17 protein-coding genes and 1 pseudogene are annotated in these 18284 nt (G+C 54.8%); 7 read left to right on the plus strand and 11 right to left on the minus strand.

The genetic code is table 11. The features are described from left to right. Positions 1–134 precede the first annotated feature (134 nt). From RBB76_RS00080 to RBB76_RS00105, 6 genes and pseudogenes are all read right to left on the minus strand, one after another. The gene (locus tag RBB76_RS00080) at positions 135–2819 is read right to left on the minus strand and encodes an ADOP family duplicated permease (protein ID WP_433963492.1); all 2685 of its coding nucleotides are present in this window, start codon (positions 2817–2819) and stop codon (positions 135–137) included. Between the two features lie 9 nt (positions 2820–2828). Then, on the minus strand, positions 2829–3161 hold the full coding sequence (locus tag RBB76_RS00085) for a PadR family transcriptional regulator (protein WP_429634737.1): 333 nt from the start codon (positions 3159–3161) through the stop codon (positions 2829–2831). Between the two features lie 272 nt (positions 3162–3433). Further along, positions 3434–3954 (minus strand): annotated as a pseudogene (locus RBB76_RS00090) (IS30 family transposase); the annotation flags it as partial. Between the two features lie 115 nt (positions 3955–4069). Next, positions 4070–5812 carry a PP2C family protein-serine/threonine phosphatase gene (locus RBB76_RS00095; protein WP_429634814.1) on the minus strand — a complete coding sequence of 581 codons (1743 nt, stop codon included), beginning with the start codon at positions 5810–5812 and terminating at the stop codon, positions 4070–4072. Positions 5813–5819: 7 nt separating this feature from the next. Beyond that, positions 5820–6002: a hypothetical protein gene (locus RBB76_RS00100; RefSeq protein WP_429634815.1), complete on the minus strand. Its 183-nt coding sequence runs from the start codon at positions 6000–6002 to the stop codon at positions 5820–5822. Positions 6003–6488: 486 nt separating this feature from the next. Next, complete coding sequence (locus tag RBB76_RS00105; protein WP_429634816.1) at positions 6489–7403, minus strand: helix-turn-helix domain-containing protein; 915 nt, start codon at positions 7401–7403, stop codon at positions 6489–6491. A 202-nt stretch (positions 7404–7605) separates the two neighbouring features. Here RBB76_RS00105 and RBB76_RS00110 point away from each other — a divergent pair, with 202 nt between their 5' ends. From RBB76_RS00110 to RBB76_RS00120, 3 genes are all read left to right on the plus strand, one after another. Continuing rightward, complete coding sequence (locus RBB76_RS00110; protein WP_429634817.1) at positions 7606–8910, plus strand: glycosyltransferase; 1305 nt, start codon at positions 7606–7608, stop codon at positions 8908–8910. 59 nt (positions 8911–8969) lie between these two features. Beyond that, positions 8970–9698 (plus strand): alpha/beta fold hydrolase, encoded by a 729-nt coding sequence (locus tag RBB76_RS00115; protein WP_429634818.1) that lies wholly within the window; start codon positions 8970–8972, stop codon positions 9696–9698. 78 nt (positions 9699–9776) lie between these two features. After that, a complete protein-coding gene (locus tag RBB76_RS00120) occupies positions 9777–10733 on the plus strand; it encodes a bifunctional helix-turn-helix transcriptional regulator/GNAT family N-acetyltransferase (RefSeq protein ID WP_429634819.1) in 957 nt (318 codons plus the stop codon). A gap of 196 nt (positions 10734–10929) precedes the next feature. Here RBB76_RS00120 and RBB76_RS00125 read toward each other — a convergent pair whose 3' ends face one another. After that, complete coding sequence (locus tag RBB76_RS00125) at positions 10930–11070, minus strand: hypothetical protein (protein ID WP_429634820.1); 141 nt, start codon at positions 11068–11070, stop codon at positions 10930–10932. A 192-nt stretch (positions 11071–11262) separates the two neighbouring features. Next, positions 11263–11613 (minus strand): YybH family protein, encoded by a 351-nt coding sequence (locus RBB76_RS00130; protein ID WP_429634821.1) that lies wholly within the window; start codon positions 11611–11613, stop codon positions 11263–11265. A gap of 106 nt (positions 11614–11719) precedes the next feature. On the opposite strand from RBB76_RS00130, the gene RBB76_RS00135 reads away from it, so the two are divergent. The 3 genes from RBB76_RS00135 to RBB76_RS00145 all read left to right on the plus strand — a co-directional run bounded on the left by RBB76_RS00135 (position 11720) and on the right by RBB76_RS00145 (position 14130). Beyond that, complete coding sequence (locus RBB76_RS00135; protein ID WP_429634822.1) at positions 11720–12343, plus strand: LysR family transcriptional regulator; 624 nt, start codon at positions 11720–11722, stop codon at positions 12341–12343. 38 nt (positions 12344–12381) lie between these two features. Then, positions 12382–13041 (plus strand): Ca2+-dependent phosphoinositide-specific phospholipase C, encoded by a 660-nt coding sequence (locus RBB76_RS00140; protein WP_429634823.1) that lies wholly within the window; start codon positions 12382–12384, stop codon positions 13039–13041. A gap of 69 nt (positions 13042–13110) precedes the next feature. After that, positions 13111–14130 carry a LacI family DNA-binding transcriptional regulator gene (locus RBB76_RS00145; RefSeq protein ID WP_429634824.1) on the plus strand — a complete coding sequence of 340 codons (1020 nt, stop codon included), beginning with the start codon at positions 13111–13113 and terminating at the stop codon, positions 14128–14130. Between the two features lie 25 nt (positions 14131–14155). On the opposite strand, the gene RBB76_RS00150 is transcribed toward RBB76_RS00145, so the two are convergent. Both RBB76_RS00150 and RBB76_RS00155 read right to left on the minus strand, forming a co-directional pair. Further along, the gene (locus RBB76_RS00150) at positions 14156–15457 is read right to left on the minus strand and encodes a GRP family sugar transporter (RefSeq protein ID WP_429634825.1); all 1302 of its coding nucleotides are present in this window, start codon (positions 15455–15457) and stop codon (positions 14156–14158) included. Between the two features lie 389 nt (positions 15458–15846). Further along, a complete protein-coding gene (locus RBB76_RS00155; protein ID WP_429634826.1) occupies positions 15847–16614 on the minus strand; it encodes a 5-deoxy-glucuronate isomerase in 768 nt (255 codons plus the stop codon). Between the two features lie 176 nt (positions 16615–16790). Here RBB76_RS00155 and RBB76_RS00160 point away from each other — a divergent pair, with 176 nt between their 5' ends. Next, positions 16791–17663, plus strand: coding sequence for an inositol oxygenase family protein (locus RBB76_RS00160; RefSeq protein ID WP_429634827.1), 873 nt, complete (start codon positions 16791–16793; stop codon positions 17661–17663). A 65-nt stretch (positions 17664–17728) separates the two neighbouring features. Here RBB76_RS00160 and RBB76_RS00165 read toward each other — a convergent pair whose 3' ends face one another. Next, positions 17729–18223: an MgtC/SapB family protein gene (locus RBB76_RS00165; protein ID WP_429634828.1), complete on the minus strand. Its 495-nt coding sequence runs from the start codon at positions 18221–18223 to the stop codon at positions 17729–17731. Between the last annotated feature and the right edge of the window lie 61 nt (positions 18224–18284).

Genomic DNA, 18284 nt, shown 5'->3' on the forward strand with positions numbered 1-18284 from the left:
CGGACAATAACCAAGCTTGTCGGGTCTGATCGCTGGTCAGATCATCCACTTTGGGGGGCGCCTCAAGCACCAATTTGAAGTTCAAGCGGCAATATTCTTCGTGCCCTGACAGGCGCGCCAGTCGCTAATGGTCCTTATTCGTAGCGCAGCGCGATCATGGGATCTACTTTCATTGCCTTTCTGGCGGGAATATAGCAGGCCAGTAGAGCGACGGCCAGCAGAAGGAGCGACACCGAGCTAATCGTCGTTAGATCTGTCGGCTGGACCCCATACAGGAAGCGCGTCATCAGCTGAGTAGTCGTCAACGCAGCAATCAGTCCAATCGCGATTCCTGCGCCGGCAAGGCGGCAACCCTGTCCGAGCATCATGACAAGGATCTGATGCCGTCGAGCCCCCAACGCAATGCGAATACCGATCTCCGGTGTGCGCTGCATCACCGAGTGAGACACGACACCATACATGCCAATCGCAGACAGGATGAGCGCCAGCACGCCGAAGGCGCTCAGGAGAAGCGTTGCGAAACGGTCGGCACTGAGCGACGTATCTACCAGCGTGGTGAGCGTCGCGAAGTTTGCAAGAGGCAAATCCGGATCAACGGAATGGACCGCCTCCCGTATATTGCCGGCTATGGAGTCTGGATCGACCTTCGTGTGAACTGCATATTGCAAGGTCGGCATCGAAGGCCATGTCCTGATCTCGTTCTGGGTATAGGGCACAAACATAGCTGGGGCCGGCACTTCGCGCACGGACACTTGCTTGATGTCCGCGACCACGCCGACGATCGTCCGTACCGGATACCTGGTCGACCCAACCCCCACCTGTTTGCCGATAGGATCTTCTCCAGGCCAGTATTTCTTTGCCATGGCACTGTTGATGATGGTCACCGGTGCAGAGGTGAGGTTGTCTGCATCGCTGATGTCGCGCCCGCGCTGTAACGGCGCACCGATGGAATGGAAGTAGCCAGGTGAAACGAATAAGTAATTTGCTACGGGATTCTGCGCAGGATCCGTGCTTGGGTGCTCCGGGATGCGGATTTCCGTGGAATCCGATGGGCCCGCCATGGGAACAACCGAAGCGAAGCCGACAGACTGTACCCCTGGGGTCGCTTGGAGCCGCTGCTGCACTTGTTGATATAGCTGCGCCATCCGATCCGTGTCGCTATATTTCGTGGCCGGCAGCGGTATTTCGAAGGTGACAACGTGCGTAGCATCGAAGCCGCTATTCGCGTTGATCATGTGATAGAAGGTACGAGCCAGCAAACCGGCTGCAACCACCAGCACCAGCGCTAGGGCGACCTGTGAGATGAGCAACGCATTGCGAATCTTTGGCGCCGATACGCTTCCCCCTGATCGTTGGCCTCCTTCTTTCAACGCCTCAACCAGATTGATTCGCGTAGCTCCAAAGGCTGGCGCTAAACCAAAGAGAACCCCTGTAAGGAGCGTGATGCCGAGCGCAAACGCGAAGACACTCAGGTCAAGACCTATCTCGTGAAGATGGGGAATGCTCTCTGGTCCCAGGTGCCTCACCAGAGACAGGCTGCCTTCGGCGAGCAAAATTCCCAATATGCCTCCGGTCAGCGCCACCAGCAGACTCTCCGTCATCAGTTGGCTGACGAGCCGGCTACGCCGCGCACCCAGGGCTCCGCGCAGGGTAAATTCTTTTTGCCGCCCGAGGGAACGGTTGAGTGTCAGTCCAGCAACGTTTGCACAAGCAATCAACAACACCACACACACCGCACCGAACAACAGCAACAGGGGCCGCCGGGTGTCTGTGACGGCTTGTTTCGCCAAAGGAACGGCGTCCGAGGACCAGCCTTTCAGTGTGGGATTTAATTCTAACCAGCGGCGATCGTAGGCATGCAAATCCTGCTGCGCCTGTGCCAGGCTCACGTTTTGCTTTAGCTCTCCAATAATGCTGAGATCGCTCGGTCCCCTGGGGGGTACTGCGGGAAGTGCCAGCGGCACCCAAAGCTGAGTCTCCCTGGGCAGATCGATGCTTGCCGGCATCCCTGCCATGTTGGGGAAGGTGAAGTCGGCAGGCATGACTCCGATCACCGTGTATGGAAGGCCACTGAGGTGGATCGTGCTGCCGACAACGCTGGGGTCGCCACCAAAGCGAGACTTCCACAGACGATGGCTGAGGACGACGACCAGCGCCTGGCCGGGCCGGTCTTCCTCCGCGGTGAAGGTGCGTCCCAGGATCGGGGCCGTACCCAGCGTGGCAAAAAGTCCGGAAGAGGCACGAACGCCTTCCAGATACTCGGGGTTGGCCGATCCGGTTAAATTGAAGTTATCTTTTCTGAACGTACCCAGGTTTTGAAATGCAGTGCCGGTCTTGCTCAGCTGTACAAACTCCCTGTCTCCCCAAGGAAAGTTGCCGGTATTCCAAGCTGACCCGATCGGTGCCACGCGCCATGGCACCACAACCCGCTTGGCATTGGGGTAGGGCGACGATCTCAAGAGGATTGTGTTCACTACACTAAAGACGGCGGTACTAGCTCCAATGCCAAGAGCCAACGTCAATGCCGCAATGATAAAAAAGCCAGGACTTTTGCGGTGAACGCGAAATCCGTACTGGATATCTTGCCAGAAGCTTTCGAGAGCACCTGTCCCGCGCGCTTGTCGACAGTCTTCTTTCACCTGCTCGTGGCCGCCAAACGTCAGCCGTGCGCGGCGCATCGCTTCCTCACGGCTCATCCCGGCACGGAGATTTTTCTCCACCGCTTGTTCGAAGTGGAAGCGGACTTCCTGCTCCAACTCCGCTTCCATTACATTGCGGCGGAACAGGGCACGAAGGCTAAAACATAGATCATTCAGCATAGCGCTACCTCATGCACTCTCTAAAATCTGGGTGACTGCGACGGTCAGCTTCCGCCAGCTCTCTGTTTCAACAGCCAGTTGTTTCTTGCCAGCAGGGGTAAGTCCGTAGAACTTAGCCTTGCGGTTGTTGTCGGAGGTGCCCCAGTGGGACTTGATCCAGCCGCGTCGCTCCAGGCGGTGCAGCGCCGGATACAACGATCCCTGCTGGATCTGCAGCACATCACTCGACACCTGTTGTACCCGCTCCGAGATCGCCCATCCATGCTGCGGTCCCAGCGCCAAGGTCCTCAAAATGAGCAGGTCCAATGTGCCCTGCGGAAGATCGATGCGTTCGTTCATCATGTTCCACCCTGTTTACTTCTACAGGAATCCTATTTCATCTCTTGTAGAAGCGCAAGGGATCGTAGCGAAGCCATGAACTGCAGAATTGGGTCCACATCTGGCTGGTTCACCCAGCGATGAGCTGGCACGGATAGCCTTCGCCAGGTCGCGCTTCCGTTTGACTGATGCTAAATCGCCAATGCGCTCACCGACGCCAGATTAGTGCCGACAAGTCGACTTAGCGGAAGCAAGCGGCAACAGGTGAGGTTCAGTTCCGGAAAAACGAGGCGGGCTCAACTGGTCGATGCAACACTGGCTTGCAGTTTACTCGCCGGCGTTTGAAAGCCCAAGGTCTCTCGCGGGCGTTGGTTGAGACGCAGCGCGATCTTGTTGAGATGGGCTTGAGTGTGGACGGACAAGTCGGTCTTCTTAGGGAAGTACTGTCTTAGCAGGCCGTTGTATTTTCATTGGTGCCGCGCTGCCATGGACTCTGCGGGTCACAGAAGTAGACCTTTACATTCGTGTCCACCGTGAAGCTCTTGTGTTTGGCCATCTCGTGCCCCCGGTCCCAGGTCAACGAGCGCCGCAGGATCGGCGGGAGTTTAAGCACATGCTTGCTCTGCGCGGCGACGACCGCGGTTATATCTTTACTCGGCACTTTGATGAGCATGACGAAACGCGAATGACGTTCCACCAGGGTGGCGATATGACTGTTCTTGCTGCCTGCGAGCAGATCGCCCTCCCAATGACCGGGAACTGCACGGTCCTCAACCTCCGCAGGTCTTTCGCTAATAGAGATAGCATCGATGATCTGAGTTTCGCACGGCAGGCTCAGACTACTCTCCGCGCAGATCCAAAACGAGGCGCTTGCGCACTGAGTTCTCCGATCGCCATGTTTCGAAAGAATCAATCCACTGAAGTCTAAAGCTTCAGTCCACTGTCAGAACGAGAATGGTTGTGTCGTCGAACTGTTCCACGCCCGCTGACCATTCGGCAAGATACTGGGATAGGTGTGCACAGATCTCTTGTGCCGTCGCTCCCTTCGGCAGGGATCTGCAGCAGTCTCCCAGCCTCTCTTCACCGAATTCCTCCCCATTCGCATTCAGCGCGTCTATCAATCCGTCGCTGTACACAACGATGGTACAACCCTTAGATACCGTGAGTTGAAACTCCTGATAGAGCGCGTCCGCGAATAGACCTATTGGCAAATCACCATTCGGGAGCGCCGTGACTTCGCCGGCCTCTGAGAGGAAGATGGGTCGACAATGGCCGGCGTTGACATACCGTAACAGTCCACTGCATGAGTCATATTCTCCGTAAAACATGGTGGCGTATCGGTTGTCGCCAAAACGTCCACAGAGATCGCGATTGAGCAGTGCGGCGAAGGAGGAAGGGGAGGGCCGCGCGGACGGTTGATTTAGCGCAAGCATTCTGCCGTGTGCGACTGCCTGTAGATGCGCCATCATCAATGCAGCCGACATTCCCTTGCCGCTAACGTCAGCGCAGAGCAGGCCAACCGAGCTGCTGCTGCAGGAAAAGAAATCATAAAGGTCACCGCTCACGATACGGGCGGGTGTGGTGCTGCCCCACACCGTCGCGCCTGATACGACGGGCGCAGAGCGGGGATAAAGATATTGCTGTACCTCGTGGGCCAATGACATATCTCGCTCCAGAGCGATACGTTGATTCTCCTGCTCGTACTGAGTGTCAAGATGAGAGGTCATTGCATTGAACGAAGCTACGAGTGACCCCAGTTGGTCGTGTTCGGTAAGCGGAATCCTGATCGAAAAATCACCCATTCCGACGAGATGCGCAGCATGACTCAATGCGTCAATTACAGTGACGATGCGTTTGCTCAGGCGGAGAGAAAACCACAGGCCGCACGTATACGCGAGACCCAGGGCGAAGGCGATGGTGATCAGAGGAGAAACCCAGGATGCCCTACGCAAACCCATACGGCTAAGGTCCTCTATGGTCCGTGCATAGCTGGGCCGAATCTGGCAGATCACCCAGCTTTCTGATGCTCCGGTCTCCCAATTCCGCGCAACAACTACGACAGGAACCGGCCGCGACGAACCAGGCATAAAGTTGGCTTTGATTTCTCCAGCAATTCCCTCATCGCTCCGGTACGGACGCAGCAGCACGGGCTTGCTGTTTACGATCTCTAAACCGGAGGCGTTTGACAATTGCCTTAAGAACGATTCACCGAGAGGAATTCTGACAAGAATCCTTACGAAACAGTCCTTGCGTTTCGCAGTACGCATGAAGCGGATTTCGAGACTGTCCCGATCTTCAACAACACCGGCGAAGGACGGGGCGTCAAACCACACCGGACGAGCGTTGTTGAGGGCATTCGTGGACAGGATGGTAACGATGCTTTGACTCCCCGGCCACGCGGCATTCAACTGTTCGGTGAAGGCTGTAGAGGCGACGGAATCGGAGGCGTACTGGCATCCCTGCATCTTGTCGAGAACCGGATCCACAAGCCCCTTGCGACTTTCGACGATAACCTTAATTCGTTCCTCAATCAGGTACGCGCTCTCTCGTCGTATCAGCACATTCACGACTGCTATAGAAAAGCATGTCACCGTGATTACTGACACCACGCTGGAGAGCGAAAAGAGGATCAGGATTTTCCAACGTAATGTCGTCCAAAAAGTTCCTAGCTTCAAAGAATTTTTACCTGTTTCCATGCGATGCAAGCGACAGTGTTAAACTTTCCGCACGAGGGCTGAGCGGCAGCGATTTTGCCCCCTGCCGCGTCCAGTTTTCTACCTTCTTCGGGTCGCGAACCACACCCAGAATAGCTATACCCTGCGCCGTCAGATAACCCGCAAGACATGCTCCTATGCGGCCAGTCATTCCTGCTTCCTAGTGAGTTGACAGTGACAATGGAGCTGGAAGAACCAGATCCACAACCAACAAACTGTACTGGGATTTCAACTCAGAAGCCACGCTTGTCTGTTCGTGTAGGGTTTTAGAGACTCTCCTGACAATGTGTTATCTCCAGAATCGATACCTCGATGGGCGCGCCAAAAAGAGTAGTGACTAAGGGAAGCATAAAGCTGCCAAAAGCGCGCTGCTTGCCGAAAAGAACTTTAATTGCGGGGAATTGCCACTGTATCGATCCGCTGAAGCGAGCGGAAACGGCCATAGGAGGAACTGCTCCACTTGTGCGCTCCTAAACGCTGCGTTGGCGGAAAATCGCTCCGTCTAATCCAACCACTCCAGCGCCTTGGCCCTAGGAATAGCGGAGGAATCAGACGGTGCACCCGATCCCATTGGTCTGGTTCGCATACTCAACGCCGCTTACTCTGCGCCAGATCTCGTTGTCGGATTTCCTCAAAACTATGCGGCAAATTCGCGACGATACTGACCAGGCGTAAGCCCGCGGCGACTCTTGAAAATCTGGGTGAAGTGAGACTGGTTTGCAAACCCGCACTCGACCGCGACATCGATCAAACTGGAGCGCCTGCCGCGCAGCAGACCTTCCGCCTTCGCCACCCGCAGTTCGAGCAGGTATTGATGCGGAGTCAAACCTGTCGACGCACGGAAGGAGCGCAAGAGATGTGTCGAGCTGTATTTTGCTTCGTGTGCCATGGCCGTCAGCGAGATGTCGCGATGCAGGTTGCTTTCCATCCAATCGTGAAGACGCCTTAGGAGTCGGGGATGAAGCACTCGGGACGCGGGCGACTGCGGGGAGCGTTTTCCGGATGCAAGGGCAAGATAACGGCTGACCAATGCCCGTACGAGGGACTCGGCATACATCTGCCCCGCAGGGCCGCCGGCTTCCATTTCCTCCGATAGCAGGTTGACGATGCTTTCGGCAGCGCGGTCACGAACCACGCATTGGAAGAGCAGTTCTGACGTTTGCCTGTAGCGCTCTTCCATCGCAATGGTCGCGACGACAGCGTCTTCGACCGCGCAGCTGATGAGCTCGGAAGAGGAGCACAGCCGCACTGCCGGAACCGTGCCGGGCGGAACTAGATTAAGCGCGCCTGGCGGTTTGGTAAACCGCAGCATACTGCCGTGGGCGGTTTTGCCTTCAAAGACGGCGGGACGTTTCCCAAGCGCGGAGATAAGATGCCAGCTGCTGACGGTGAGCACCCGTTCTCCCGGCGTCATGAGGTGCTTCTCGATAAAGAAGCCTTCCCACGGCAGCGACTTGCTAGTCCCAAGCATCTGTGCGCCAGGTGGCAGCAGCCCTGCAAGCTGCGAAGTATTCCGCTCTGCCATGTCCATCATGTTTAGATGCGTTCGCATCTTCTTCGACTCAAGGGCGAGATCCTGTGGCGAGATTCTGTAAAGATCGCAGTTTTGCAAAATATTATTCTGTTTTTTTTGGCTACCTTCAAGCAGGGAAGAAACACGATTGCCACCACGAGAACATTCTGAGCTCCCGAGCATTCAGACTTCTAAATTGCTCTGCTCATCATTAGCAGGCACTTAACCAGGAGAGATACTCATGAAGATTGGTTTTATAGCTTATCCCGCCTCAGGGCATCTCTATTCGATGACGGCTCTTGCACGCAAAGTACAATCGCGTGGACACGAAGTGATATGCATCGGTGTTCCGGATACCGAATCTATCGTTCGGGCTGCAGGCTTGACCTTTGTCCCGTATTGCGAGGAAGAATTTCCCATGGGATCGCTGACCCAAGCCTATGCGGCGGTGGCAAAGATGCACGGTATTGAGGTAGTGACCTATACATCCGAGAAGTTATTCGCGCCTTTCACTCGGGCAGCCTTAAAGCATCTTCCACAAACATTGGAAGAAACAGGCGTTGAGGCGCTGGTGATCGATACCATTCACTTTTTCTTTGAATTGGTTCCCATCAATATGGGCATTCCTTACGTCCAGGTCTGCTGTGCTCTACACCTTGACTTATCGGGAACGACGCCGCCATTTATCTTCAACTGGCCACACGAGACCACCTCGGAGGCGTTGACCAGGAACATCGAGGGAGTGCACGAGGCCATACAGACACTGTTGCCGGTACTGGCCGAGGCGACGCACTACGCCGACAGCACCGGTCTCGGAAGCACTTGGCAGGAGCCCGGATCGACTCTGTCCAAGCTGGCTGTCATTACCCAGACTCCAAAGGAATTCGATTTCCCCGGCATTCCGTGGCCTGCCCAATTTCACTATGCTGGTCCGCTTCACGATGGCGAAGGTCGCGAGCCTGTAGCTTTTCCCTGGCAAGAGTTGAATGGCAAGCCACTGATCTACGCCTCATTGGGAACCTTGGTCAACGGCTTGGACCACGCCTACAAGGCAATACTTGAGGCGACGGAAGAACTCCCGGAGGTTCAGCTCGTTCTTTCAGTGGGACATTCCATCAATCCCGATGATCTGCGGCCAATTCCACCGGACGCAATCATCGTTCGCACAGCCCCCCAGCTCCAACTGTTGAAGCGTGCCGCACTTTGCATAACCCATGCAGGACTGAATACGACCCTTGAAGCGTTGGCCCAAGGAGTGCCGATGGTCGCTCTTCCAATCGGTTATGACCAGCCCGGCGTGGCTGCCAGAATCGAATATCACAGAGTAGGGAAATCTCTGGAGGTTGCGGCGCTCACCGGAAAACAGATGCTAAAGGCGATCCGGGAAGTGCTTGGGAATCCGAGTTACCGAGCAAGAGCCCGTTACTTCCAAAAGGTCATAAAACGAACCTGCGGATTGGAAGTTGCCGCTGACCGCATTGAAGAGGCATTCCAAAACGGAACCATCGCCACCAATCGGAGTAAAAAGTTTGACTTTGTTGGATGAGACGCCACCCTAGGCCAAATTCATTGATCAGCTTAGTTAATAATGATGGAGATTAAAGGATGCCCGTAACCCTGGTTCTAGTCCACGCCGCTTGGCACACCGGAGCGGATTTCGAAACGATAGCAAGCATTTTTCGCGAGGCCGGGCATACCGTCTACTGCCCAACGTTGCGAGGAAACCGAAACGAAGACGACAGAAGCAAGATAGGGTTGGAAGATGCCATCTCGTCTGTCGTAGAGTTCATTGAAGAAAATGATCTAACTGACATACGCCTCGTTGGTCATAGTTATGCAGGCATGGTGATATCCGGAGTCGCGGATCGCCTCGAAACACGCCTGCGGCGCATCGTATACCTCAATGCATTTGTCCCGCTTAACGGGGAGAGCCTGACCGATATGTTACCGCCCCACCATGCTGGGGCCTTCGCTGCGATCGCCGCGGCGAACAATGAGGCATTGATGCTTCCATTCGAGATATGGCGAGAGACATTCATCAACGATGCCGATATCGCACTCGCACGCTCTACCTATGAGCGCCTCAATCCGCAACCATACCGAACCATGGCCGACAAAATTTCACTCCAACGCCCCCTCTCAGAGATGTCGATAGGCAGGTCCTACATCAACTGCCAGCAGGACATCTCGTTGCCCCACAGCTATCCATGGCATCCGCGACTGTCTGAGCGTTTAGGTCTATTCAGACTTGTGGAGCTCCCCGGAAGTCACGAGACCATCTTTTCCAATCCAGTTCGGCTCGCTCAAGCCATCTGGGAAGCGGCAAGAGACTAAATTCCCGAGGCTCTCAACACTAGTTGATAATGTCAATTGTTTTAGTTGACACTGACATGTATATTATAAGGAGACAATATGCTCCAATCGCCTAACACCGCCGATCCTTACACAATCGTCGAATCTCAGATCGCAGCCGTTCGCGCCTTCAATCGCTTTTACACCCGCATCATTGGAACGCTCCGCGAGGGACTCCTCAACAGCGAATACTCGCTAAGCGAAGCCCGCGTTCTCTATGAACTCGCCAACAGTCCCGAGAGCACAGCCAGGGAAATCGCTGGGGATCTGGAACTCGATGCTGGGTATCTAAGCCGCATCCTGCGCAAGTTTGAGAGTGGGGGGCTGCTAAGTCGCAAAGCATCCGTTGAAGATGGCCGTCAGTCCATTCTCAAGCTCACAAGACAAGGCAAGGCAGTCTTCTCCGAACTCGACCGGCGATCGAATGACGAAGCCGAACAACTTCTTGGGAGGCTCTCCGCTAAGCAACGTATTGAATTTCTCCACGGTATGCGCTCCATTGAGAATGCATTGCAGGCTAAGCCGTCACGCGCCCCATACATCCTCCGCCAACATCGTCCCGGAGACATGGGCTGGGTGGTGCACCGCCACGGCATCATCTACACCCAGGAGTTGGGATGGACCCCGGACTTTGAGGCAGTAGTGGCACGCATCGTGGCCGACTTCATTGACAACTTCGATCCCAAACGCGAACGCTGCTGGATAGCCGAGCGCGACGGAGAGATCGCAGGCAGCGTCTTCCTGGTACAGCATACTGAAGAAAAGGACACAGCCAAGCTGCGCCTGCTGCTCGTGGAGGCGAGCGCCAGAGGTCTCGGCCTCGGCAAGGCCTTGGTAGACGAGTGCACGTACTTCGCGCGAGCGGCAGGCTATAAGAAAATTACACTTTGGACACATGACGTACTCGCCGCTGCAAGACACATCTATAACCAAGCAGGCTACAAACTCGTCGAGGAGGAACCCCGCCACAGTTTCGGTGTCGACGTCATCAGCGAAACCTGGGATCTAACGCTCTAAAGGAAGAGCGGGGGGGCGCTCTTCGAGCTTGGCATTATCACCTCGATCGGAGCCTGTGCACAGACAGGCTCTGTGACAAAGCCTGTAGTCCAGCCGCGACATCTCGCTTACAACTACTCCGCCATCTAATTGTGGCAGGCAGGTCTCACAATGACGTGGGGGGCATGGCATTCCTATCGAGCATCACCACCTGATCTCAGCCATTCTGTGTCTTCACCGAAGGCAAAAGAGGGACATACTTTTGCAAGTTCTCTAATGAATCGTCATGTGAGGACTGAGCTGTGGCGTGAGCGAAAATGGCGGCAGCAAGTGCCAGACCGTACATGAACTTTTTCATTGGTTAGCTCTCCTGGTTATTAAAGACCGCACTAAGGCACACGCCGGTTATGCGGCTGTTTGGCTTCTTATTGCCCCTGTCTCGAATATCGATCTCTGTTGAGATACTGAAACGCAATCAGAGAAAGTCGTACGCTGGCGACAGTTAGTGTTTTGGTGGATTGGTGGTAGAGAAGCAGTATCGTGAAATTTTCTAGCTGCTGTCGATCTTCTGGAATACGAAGAGTTCCTGGTTCGCCTCCGGGCTGCCGTCCCTTGTGCCGTTGACCTTGGATGTTCCTGTCGAATTGGTACGTACGATCGCCCAGTCAGCGGCTATCTGGAAGACTTCAGCTACATTGAAATTTACCTTGAGCGTGATTGCCTCGAACACTCTGAGATATGCCTTCCGGACTGTATCGGCTCCAACGCTCGATGGGAAATTCTGCGGCATGAACACGCCGTCAGGAGCGTGGAGCTTCATCACCGCATCCATATTGGATTGGTTTAACGCGTCTTGATATTCCCTCAGTACGGCGACGACGGCCAGTTCGTTTGCATTCATGATTTCGGACCTCCGAGAGTGCTACTGCTTCAAAACTGACTCTAGTCTTATCCCGTATGCGCGATAAGGGGGGTAAACTGGGAATCAGATTTCCATAATTGGAACAATGAAGATGGACCTCAATTCACTGATGATTTTCGCAAAGTTCGTCGAGGTGAACAGCTTTTCAGAGGCTGCGCGCCGTCTCAAAATGCCTGTCTCGACCGTCAGTCGCCGCATCGTGGAACTGGAGGATCAGCTAGGTGTGCGCCTACTTGAACGCTCAACACGCAGCCTGCGGCTCACCGATGTTGGTTCCGAAGTTCTGGAGCATGCTCAGCACAGCGCCGAACTCAGCGAAGCCGTCGACGGCATTGTCTCGAACCATCTGTCGAACGTCTCTGGCGTACTCCGGCTCTCCGCGCCACCCAGCATCTCCGACTCGTTGCTTGCGCCACTGGTCGGCGCATTCCAGGCATCCTATCCCAACGTTCGCGTCCAGATCTTCATCACCGAAAGGATCGTCGATCAGATCGCCGAGGGCGTCGACCTGTCGTTCAGGCTAGGAGAACTCGAGGATTCGGCACTCGTCGCCCGCAGGATACTGACCTACCGGCACCAGCTTGTCGCGAGCCCTGCCTACCTGGCGAAGTGCAAGCCTCCCAAATCACCACGTGACCTGCTGGGCGCCACCGTCTGCTCGCGTTCTCGTTTCGGAAGCCGGAGAATACCTGGAAGTTCACTCACGTGAAACATTCGATGGACTCGATAAGGAGATCCGTTCTGTTTTTGCCGATGACGAAAATGATCTTGCCGGACAAGGTGCGTAGCAACTACCAGACGCTCGAAGCTGCTGTGCGTGCGGGTCACTGGCCTACTCTCGCCGAGTCGCGAGGCAAGGTAATTTTTTTGATGGATCAAAAAAATGCCGGCCCCGTCTACACTGCCGGACACCCGCTACTGCAAGGCCGCGTGCTCTTTACGAATTCCGACCCTGGCAAGCCCGACGCAGCTTTTGTAGAACAGAATGAAGGCAGCCCGCAACAGATCGATCAACTCGTGCGCCAAGGTTACATCGTCCGGGCTCGAGCCGACGAGAGCACAATCGCGGCTCGCGCAAACGATACCACTCGTCGAGATGCGCTCTTGCACTCTGGGGCACAGATGATCAGCACAGATTATCCGCTGTCCGAACCTTCGAAGTGGACTGGATACAGCGTTGGTTTCGAAGACGGTTTGCCGGCACGTTGCAACACCATTAATGCGCCGCCGACCTGCAAGAACAGCTTGCTTGAGCCGCACGCGAAGAGTAGCCGGGCCCTCTCACCAGAGAATTACCCGCCTATCTTGCAGTTCTCGGGACCAGATCAGCGTGGTCTTCAAGCTGAAGACCACGGAGCAAACAAGTCGCAGCTGAAGGTTCTTGTGGCCAGCATTGCGCCCCTGTAGGCTATAGCAGCATCAATATTTCCTGTAAGACTCGCCACGCCATAACATCCTGTTGCCGGAGGGCCGCACTTGGCAATACGTCTCAAAGATATTGCACGCGATCTAGGGATCTCGACGGTTACAGTCTCAAAAGTGCTGCGCGGCAATAAAGACATAAGCGCGAAGACACGCGCTCGCGTTCTTAAACGAATGCAGGAGCTCGACTACAAGCCAAATATGCTGGCTCGGGGTTTGGCGAGCGGACGAACCTACACGATGGGCCTCGTGGTTCCCGATCTAGTTCATCCTTTTTTTGCGGAGTTCGCAAAGTCGCTCGCCGGTGTTCTCCGCGCGTCGCATATGGCACTTCTCCTTGCTTCTTCAGAAGAAAATCCGGAGCTTGAGCAGCAGGAAATTCGCACCCTTCTCAGTCGGGGCGTAGATGCACTGCTGATTGCTTCAAGTCAAGCACGTCTCAAGAACTTTTATGAACTTGGGGACGAGAAGACGCCATATCTCCTCGTCGATCGAAATTTCCCTTATCTCTCAGCCCACTTTGTCGGTTCTGATGACTACAAGATCGGTCGCATCGCGACGGAACACCTGATCTCAATCGGCAAGAAACGCATCGCTCACATAGGCGGCCGCGAGATGAGCCCGTCGCTTGAGCGCCTCAGGGGATATCGCGACACTCTTCAAGAGCAGCGGATGGAGTCGCGCGAAGAGCTCATTGTAACCTGCGACCGGTTCGAAGAGTTGGGCGATGAGGCGGGCTATCAGGCCATGCAGGATCTTCTGACGCTGCAGAAACGTCCAGACGCAATCTTCTGCTACAACGACCTCACAGCGATTGGTGCAATGCAAGCCACGCGGGAAGCTGGTTTGAGGGTGCCGGAAGATATTGCATTCGTCGGGTCCGGCAACCTGCGCTACGCCAAATACCTGCGCACACCGCTGACAAGCGTTGACCAACAGCCGGAATTGCTAGGAGTTCAAGCTGGGGAACTCGCACTTGAGTTGACCACGAATCCTGACCTGCCTCCGAAGGCGATTCTGTTGGAACCAAGGTTGATCGTGCGTCATTCCACGGTGGCCAATCAGGCATCCTGATGGTCCTGAGACAGGACGGCTCGGTCTAGGAGAAACCCGTCTGCTTATGTAGGCGATAGCCGCACCCGATCAAGCTCACCAAAAGCAATACCACAAGGACAGCAACCCACTTGAAATTCATCGCAAGCGGCGGCACCGTGGCCTTGGCTCCCAGCCGAATGAATACTCCGACAGCAGCCAGAATGATGGCATAGTCCCACCAACGGCGGCCTTCGGAACGATGGCCAAACTCTTCTCCACTCTGCGCCATCAAAACCTCGTTGTAGTCCAGTCCGTAGCGGTCGCATTCCCGTTCCAGTGCTTCATTTCTGGAAGAGTGCTCCGCATCGGACGCCTTGGCTGTACTGATGAAGACCGCTCCGAGAATCATCACTGCTGAACCTGCGACGACCAACAGTTTGTGTTTGGCATCCGCAGTTGCCAGTTCGTCAAACACCAGCGCTCCCCATGCGAGTCCCCAAAGCTGATTGGTATTAGATAGCGGGATGCCACGGCCGATCCCCAGGTATTTCGCTGCGAATTGTTGAAACATATCACCAATCACCCAGACAAAACCACCCAGGAAGAGCCAGAACAGAAACTGCCCGCCGTGTACCAGTTGAAAGACTGACGAGTGACGGCCGCCGTCCAGCGTCCAGGTGAGGATGAACATGGTCAACAACTCACCCACGGTGAACACCGTCACAAACGAAAGCGGATTCATACCGCTCAAGTAAGCCTTGCGGTAAGGAACATACATCGTTCCCCACATCAGGCTCGCCCCAATTGCGGCCAGCACTCCTCCGAGCGGATTGTGGCCGTTCGGGCTTGTGCTGCCGTGCACTGTGCTGAATCCGAGCATGATTGCCGCTGCGACAATGCAAAGCGACCCGACGACTACCTTTGTGATCGTCTTGCGGTCAGCGCCATCCAGTTCACGAAACAAAACGCGACCCCAAAACAGCCCCACAAGCGCATTCGTATTCCACATAGGAAAGGCGATTGCCAAGCCGACATCACGTATCGCAAAAACTGTCAGTGTATTCGCAACCGCCCATAGTGCTCCCGCCAGAATCGCCCACACCAGCAGATGCTTGCGGCTCATCAGGTCCGCGAAGACGTAGGTTGTCCCTTTCAGCAAGGTGGGGAAACTCCATCGCGCCGTGAACACGCCAGCCACCATGCACAAGGAAATAGCAAATGGAGAAAAGCCAGCGTTGACTAGTTTTGTCGGTGCTTCCGCAGCCCCGAGCCAAACCCCTGCGGTCACGCCGCAAAGCACTCCTAGGGTGTGCAACGAGCCAATTCCTGCATGTTGGCTCGATGCTTTTTCAATCTGTGCCGCCATGGTGTTATCGATCCCCGATGAAGCTCAATGCAGCCAGATAAGCAAGCCTATTCCGAACGCCAACACACCCACCGGAATCCAAAAATGCACGTCCGTCAGGATTCCCTTCGTTGTCTGCAATGCTCGCAAGTTCAGTCTCCTACGCGGTCATTTCTCTAGTTACCGATAACGTCGTCCTGAGGACGGTACGCGTTGCGCATCTCAAATGTCAATCATTCTCAGTGAGATTGGCTCCGCCTAAAAAGGAATCTCTGGTCAAACTGCACCACTACCCAGTGCTCTGAGTCCTTCATAAATAGTACGAACGTCTGAGTTGCGAGCGTTCCGCCATCTCAATCGGGAGTCATCCACTCAGCGTGACTCTGATTGAGATAGTCCCACGTAATTGATCAAGCGTAACGAGGATCTACTTGAACCACTCCCCACTTGCGATCGACGACTTCGCGGTGTGCCGCCATAATCCAAACGAAGTTCAGGGTGCAGCCGGGAATTGAAACATTGGGATGGTAGCCCGCGGGCAGCAGGACCGCATCGCCTTCGCGAACCACTTCGATCTCCGCTGGACTGATTTCATCCACGTATACGAGCTGCAGTCCGAATGCCGGAGCCGGCATATCAATATAGACGTAAATCTCTTCGAGCATTGCGGCGTGTTCGTGCGGCGGCCAACTTGTCCAGTTGCCAGGCAGAGACCGTGTAATTCCAACGATCAGTCTGCCAGCCTGAATATTACTACCCAGCAGAATATTGATTTCGCGTCGAGCACTCTCAGTCCCGGCAACGAATCGCAGTTTCTCATCGGCTCCTACACTCTCACTTGAAACAAACTGCAGTGAATACTGGCCATCGACAGGTGCAGAACATTCCAGCAAGTCGACTCCCTGCTCTGCCCGGACGGTCATCTCGGTGCCCTTAGGGACATACAAAGCATCGTCGCGCTTCATTGAGAAGGACTCATCGCCCACGTCGACGATACAGGTGCCGCTAAGGCAGATCAGCCCTGTTTCTTGCCCATCATTCGAGAAACGGATCTTCGGCTCGATTTTGTCCAGCCGAATACGCCCATAGCTCACCAGTTTCATCGATCCGTCATCGGGTTGAACAAAGACCCTCCGTCCGCGTTCGTTTGCCGTTCCCGTGATCAACCGCCTTGTCATCGCGCAACCTTTCTACTTCACAAACGCTGCCAACAGAAACTCTGACTCGCCGAGGGTAATATTAGGGCCGGAAAGAAAGTCCTTGCCGGCGCGAAATTATCTTGCCAAACAATCTTCAAATTGTCTATAGTTACCGGTAACGTAGCTGCGGCCGACAGGCCATCGGGGAGAGCAATATGAGCTCAACAACGCAAGTTTCAGAGGTTGACCAAAATCCACTTTCGCCCGACATGGACGAGTGGGAAGAGTTCCTTGAAGGTCGATACAAGGAAGGAAAATCCCAGGAAGAGTTCCGCCAGTACGACGCCGAAGCCAATCCCGGAGTTGCGGAATTTTACCGTCTGAACCACACCTACCAGACGCACGCTTACGTCCTCGGTAAGCAAACTGAATACTTTGGACTCAAGCGCGGCGAAAAGAGTATTTGGGAAGCAGCCGAATTCCTGAACACTCTCGTCGACGACAGCGACCCTGATACAGACCTTACCCAACTTGAGCATCTTCTTCAGACATCCGAGGCTATTCGAAGAGACGGCCATCCGCGCTGGATGGTAGCAACTGGATTTGTGCATGATCTCGGCAAATGCCTTTGCCTCTACGGCGAACCGCAGTGGGGCGTGGTAGGAGACACATTCCCGACAGCCTGTGCTTATTCCGGCACGGTTGTCTTCCCAACGTATTTTCGCTCCAACCCCGATTATCAGAACCCGCTCTACCAGACAAAATTCGGTATCTACGAAGAAAACTGCGGATTGGATAGAGTGACGATGTCCTTCGGACACGATAGCTACATCTACGAGGTCATGAAGAACTACCTGCCGATGGAGAGCCTGTACATGTTGCGATACCACTCGTTCTACGCGTGGCATCGGCACGGCGCTTATGACTATCTCTGCAATGAGCAGGACCGCGCGATGTTGCCGTGGGTCTTAAAGTTCAATCCGTACGATCTCTATTCGAAGGGGAACACCAAGCCGGACCTAAAGCAGCTTATGCCCTACTACGCCGAGCTATTCGCAGAGTTCTTTCCTGAAAAAATCGAATGGTGAACTCATGAGCGGTGCTCCTTGCCCGTCATTTGCGTCAGCAAGCGATTCATAGAACAGGCTGATGCTTATTCATGTTCTGCATCGTCGGGGTGCTCCTCGCCACCAACTCGCTCTGGAAGTAAGCGCAGGAACATTGGAAAGATCAGCGCCACTACGAAGTACGCCAACGTTACAGCGGCGGCAAGTATCGGAAGACCGGCGCCACATGCCATGCCCACCCCAGTTACCAACCAGATGGTCGCCGCTGTCGTCAGCCCACGGACTGCGTCGCCCCTAACAAAGATGATACCGGCTCCAATGAAGCCTATTCCAGTGACGATCTGGGCAGCGACACGCGAGGGGTCAAGTACCACACGGCCTGACGCAAGAACATCCGAGAAACCATATTTCGAAACCAATAAGAATAAAGCAGCGCTGGTGCCCACAATCGTATAGGTACGCAGACCTGCACTCTTGTGACGAACCTCTCGCTCTAGGCCGATAGCCGCCGATAAAAGAAAGGCGAAGCCGAGCTCTATAAGCTGCCTAATTCCCTGCCCGTCGTTTGAAAATATCGGCATCGGCGCTGTTCTCCTGAACGTTCAGCTCTTGCCCAACGGTGGCTATACCCGTTCTGCATCT

This window comes from Tunturiibacter psychrotolerans (assembly GCF_051013365.1).
Classification (GTDB): Bacteria; Acidobacteriota; Terriglobia; order Terriglobales; family Acidobacteriaceae; genus Edaphobacter; species Edaphobacter psychrotolerans_A.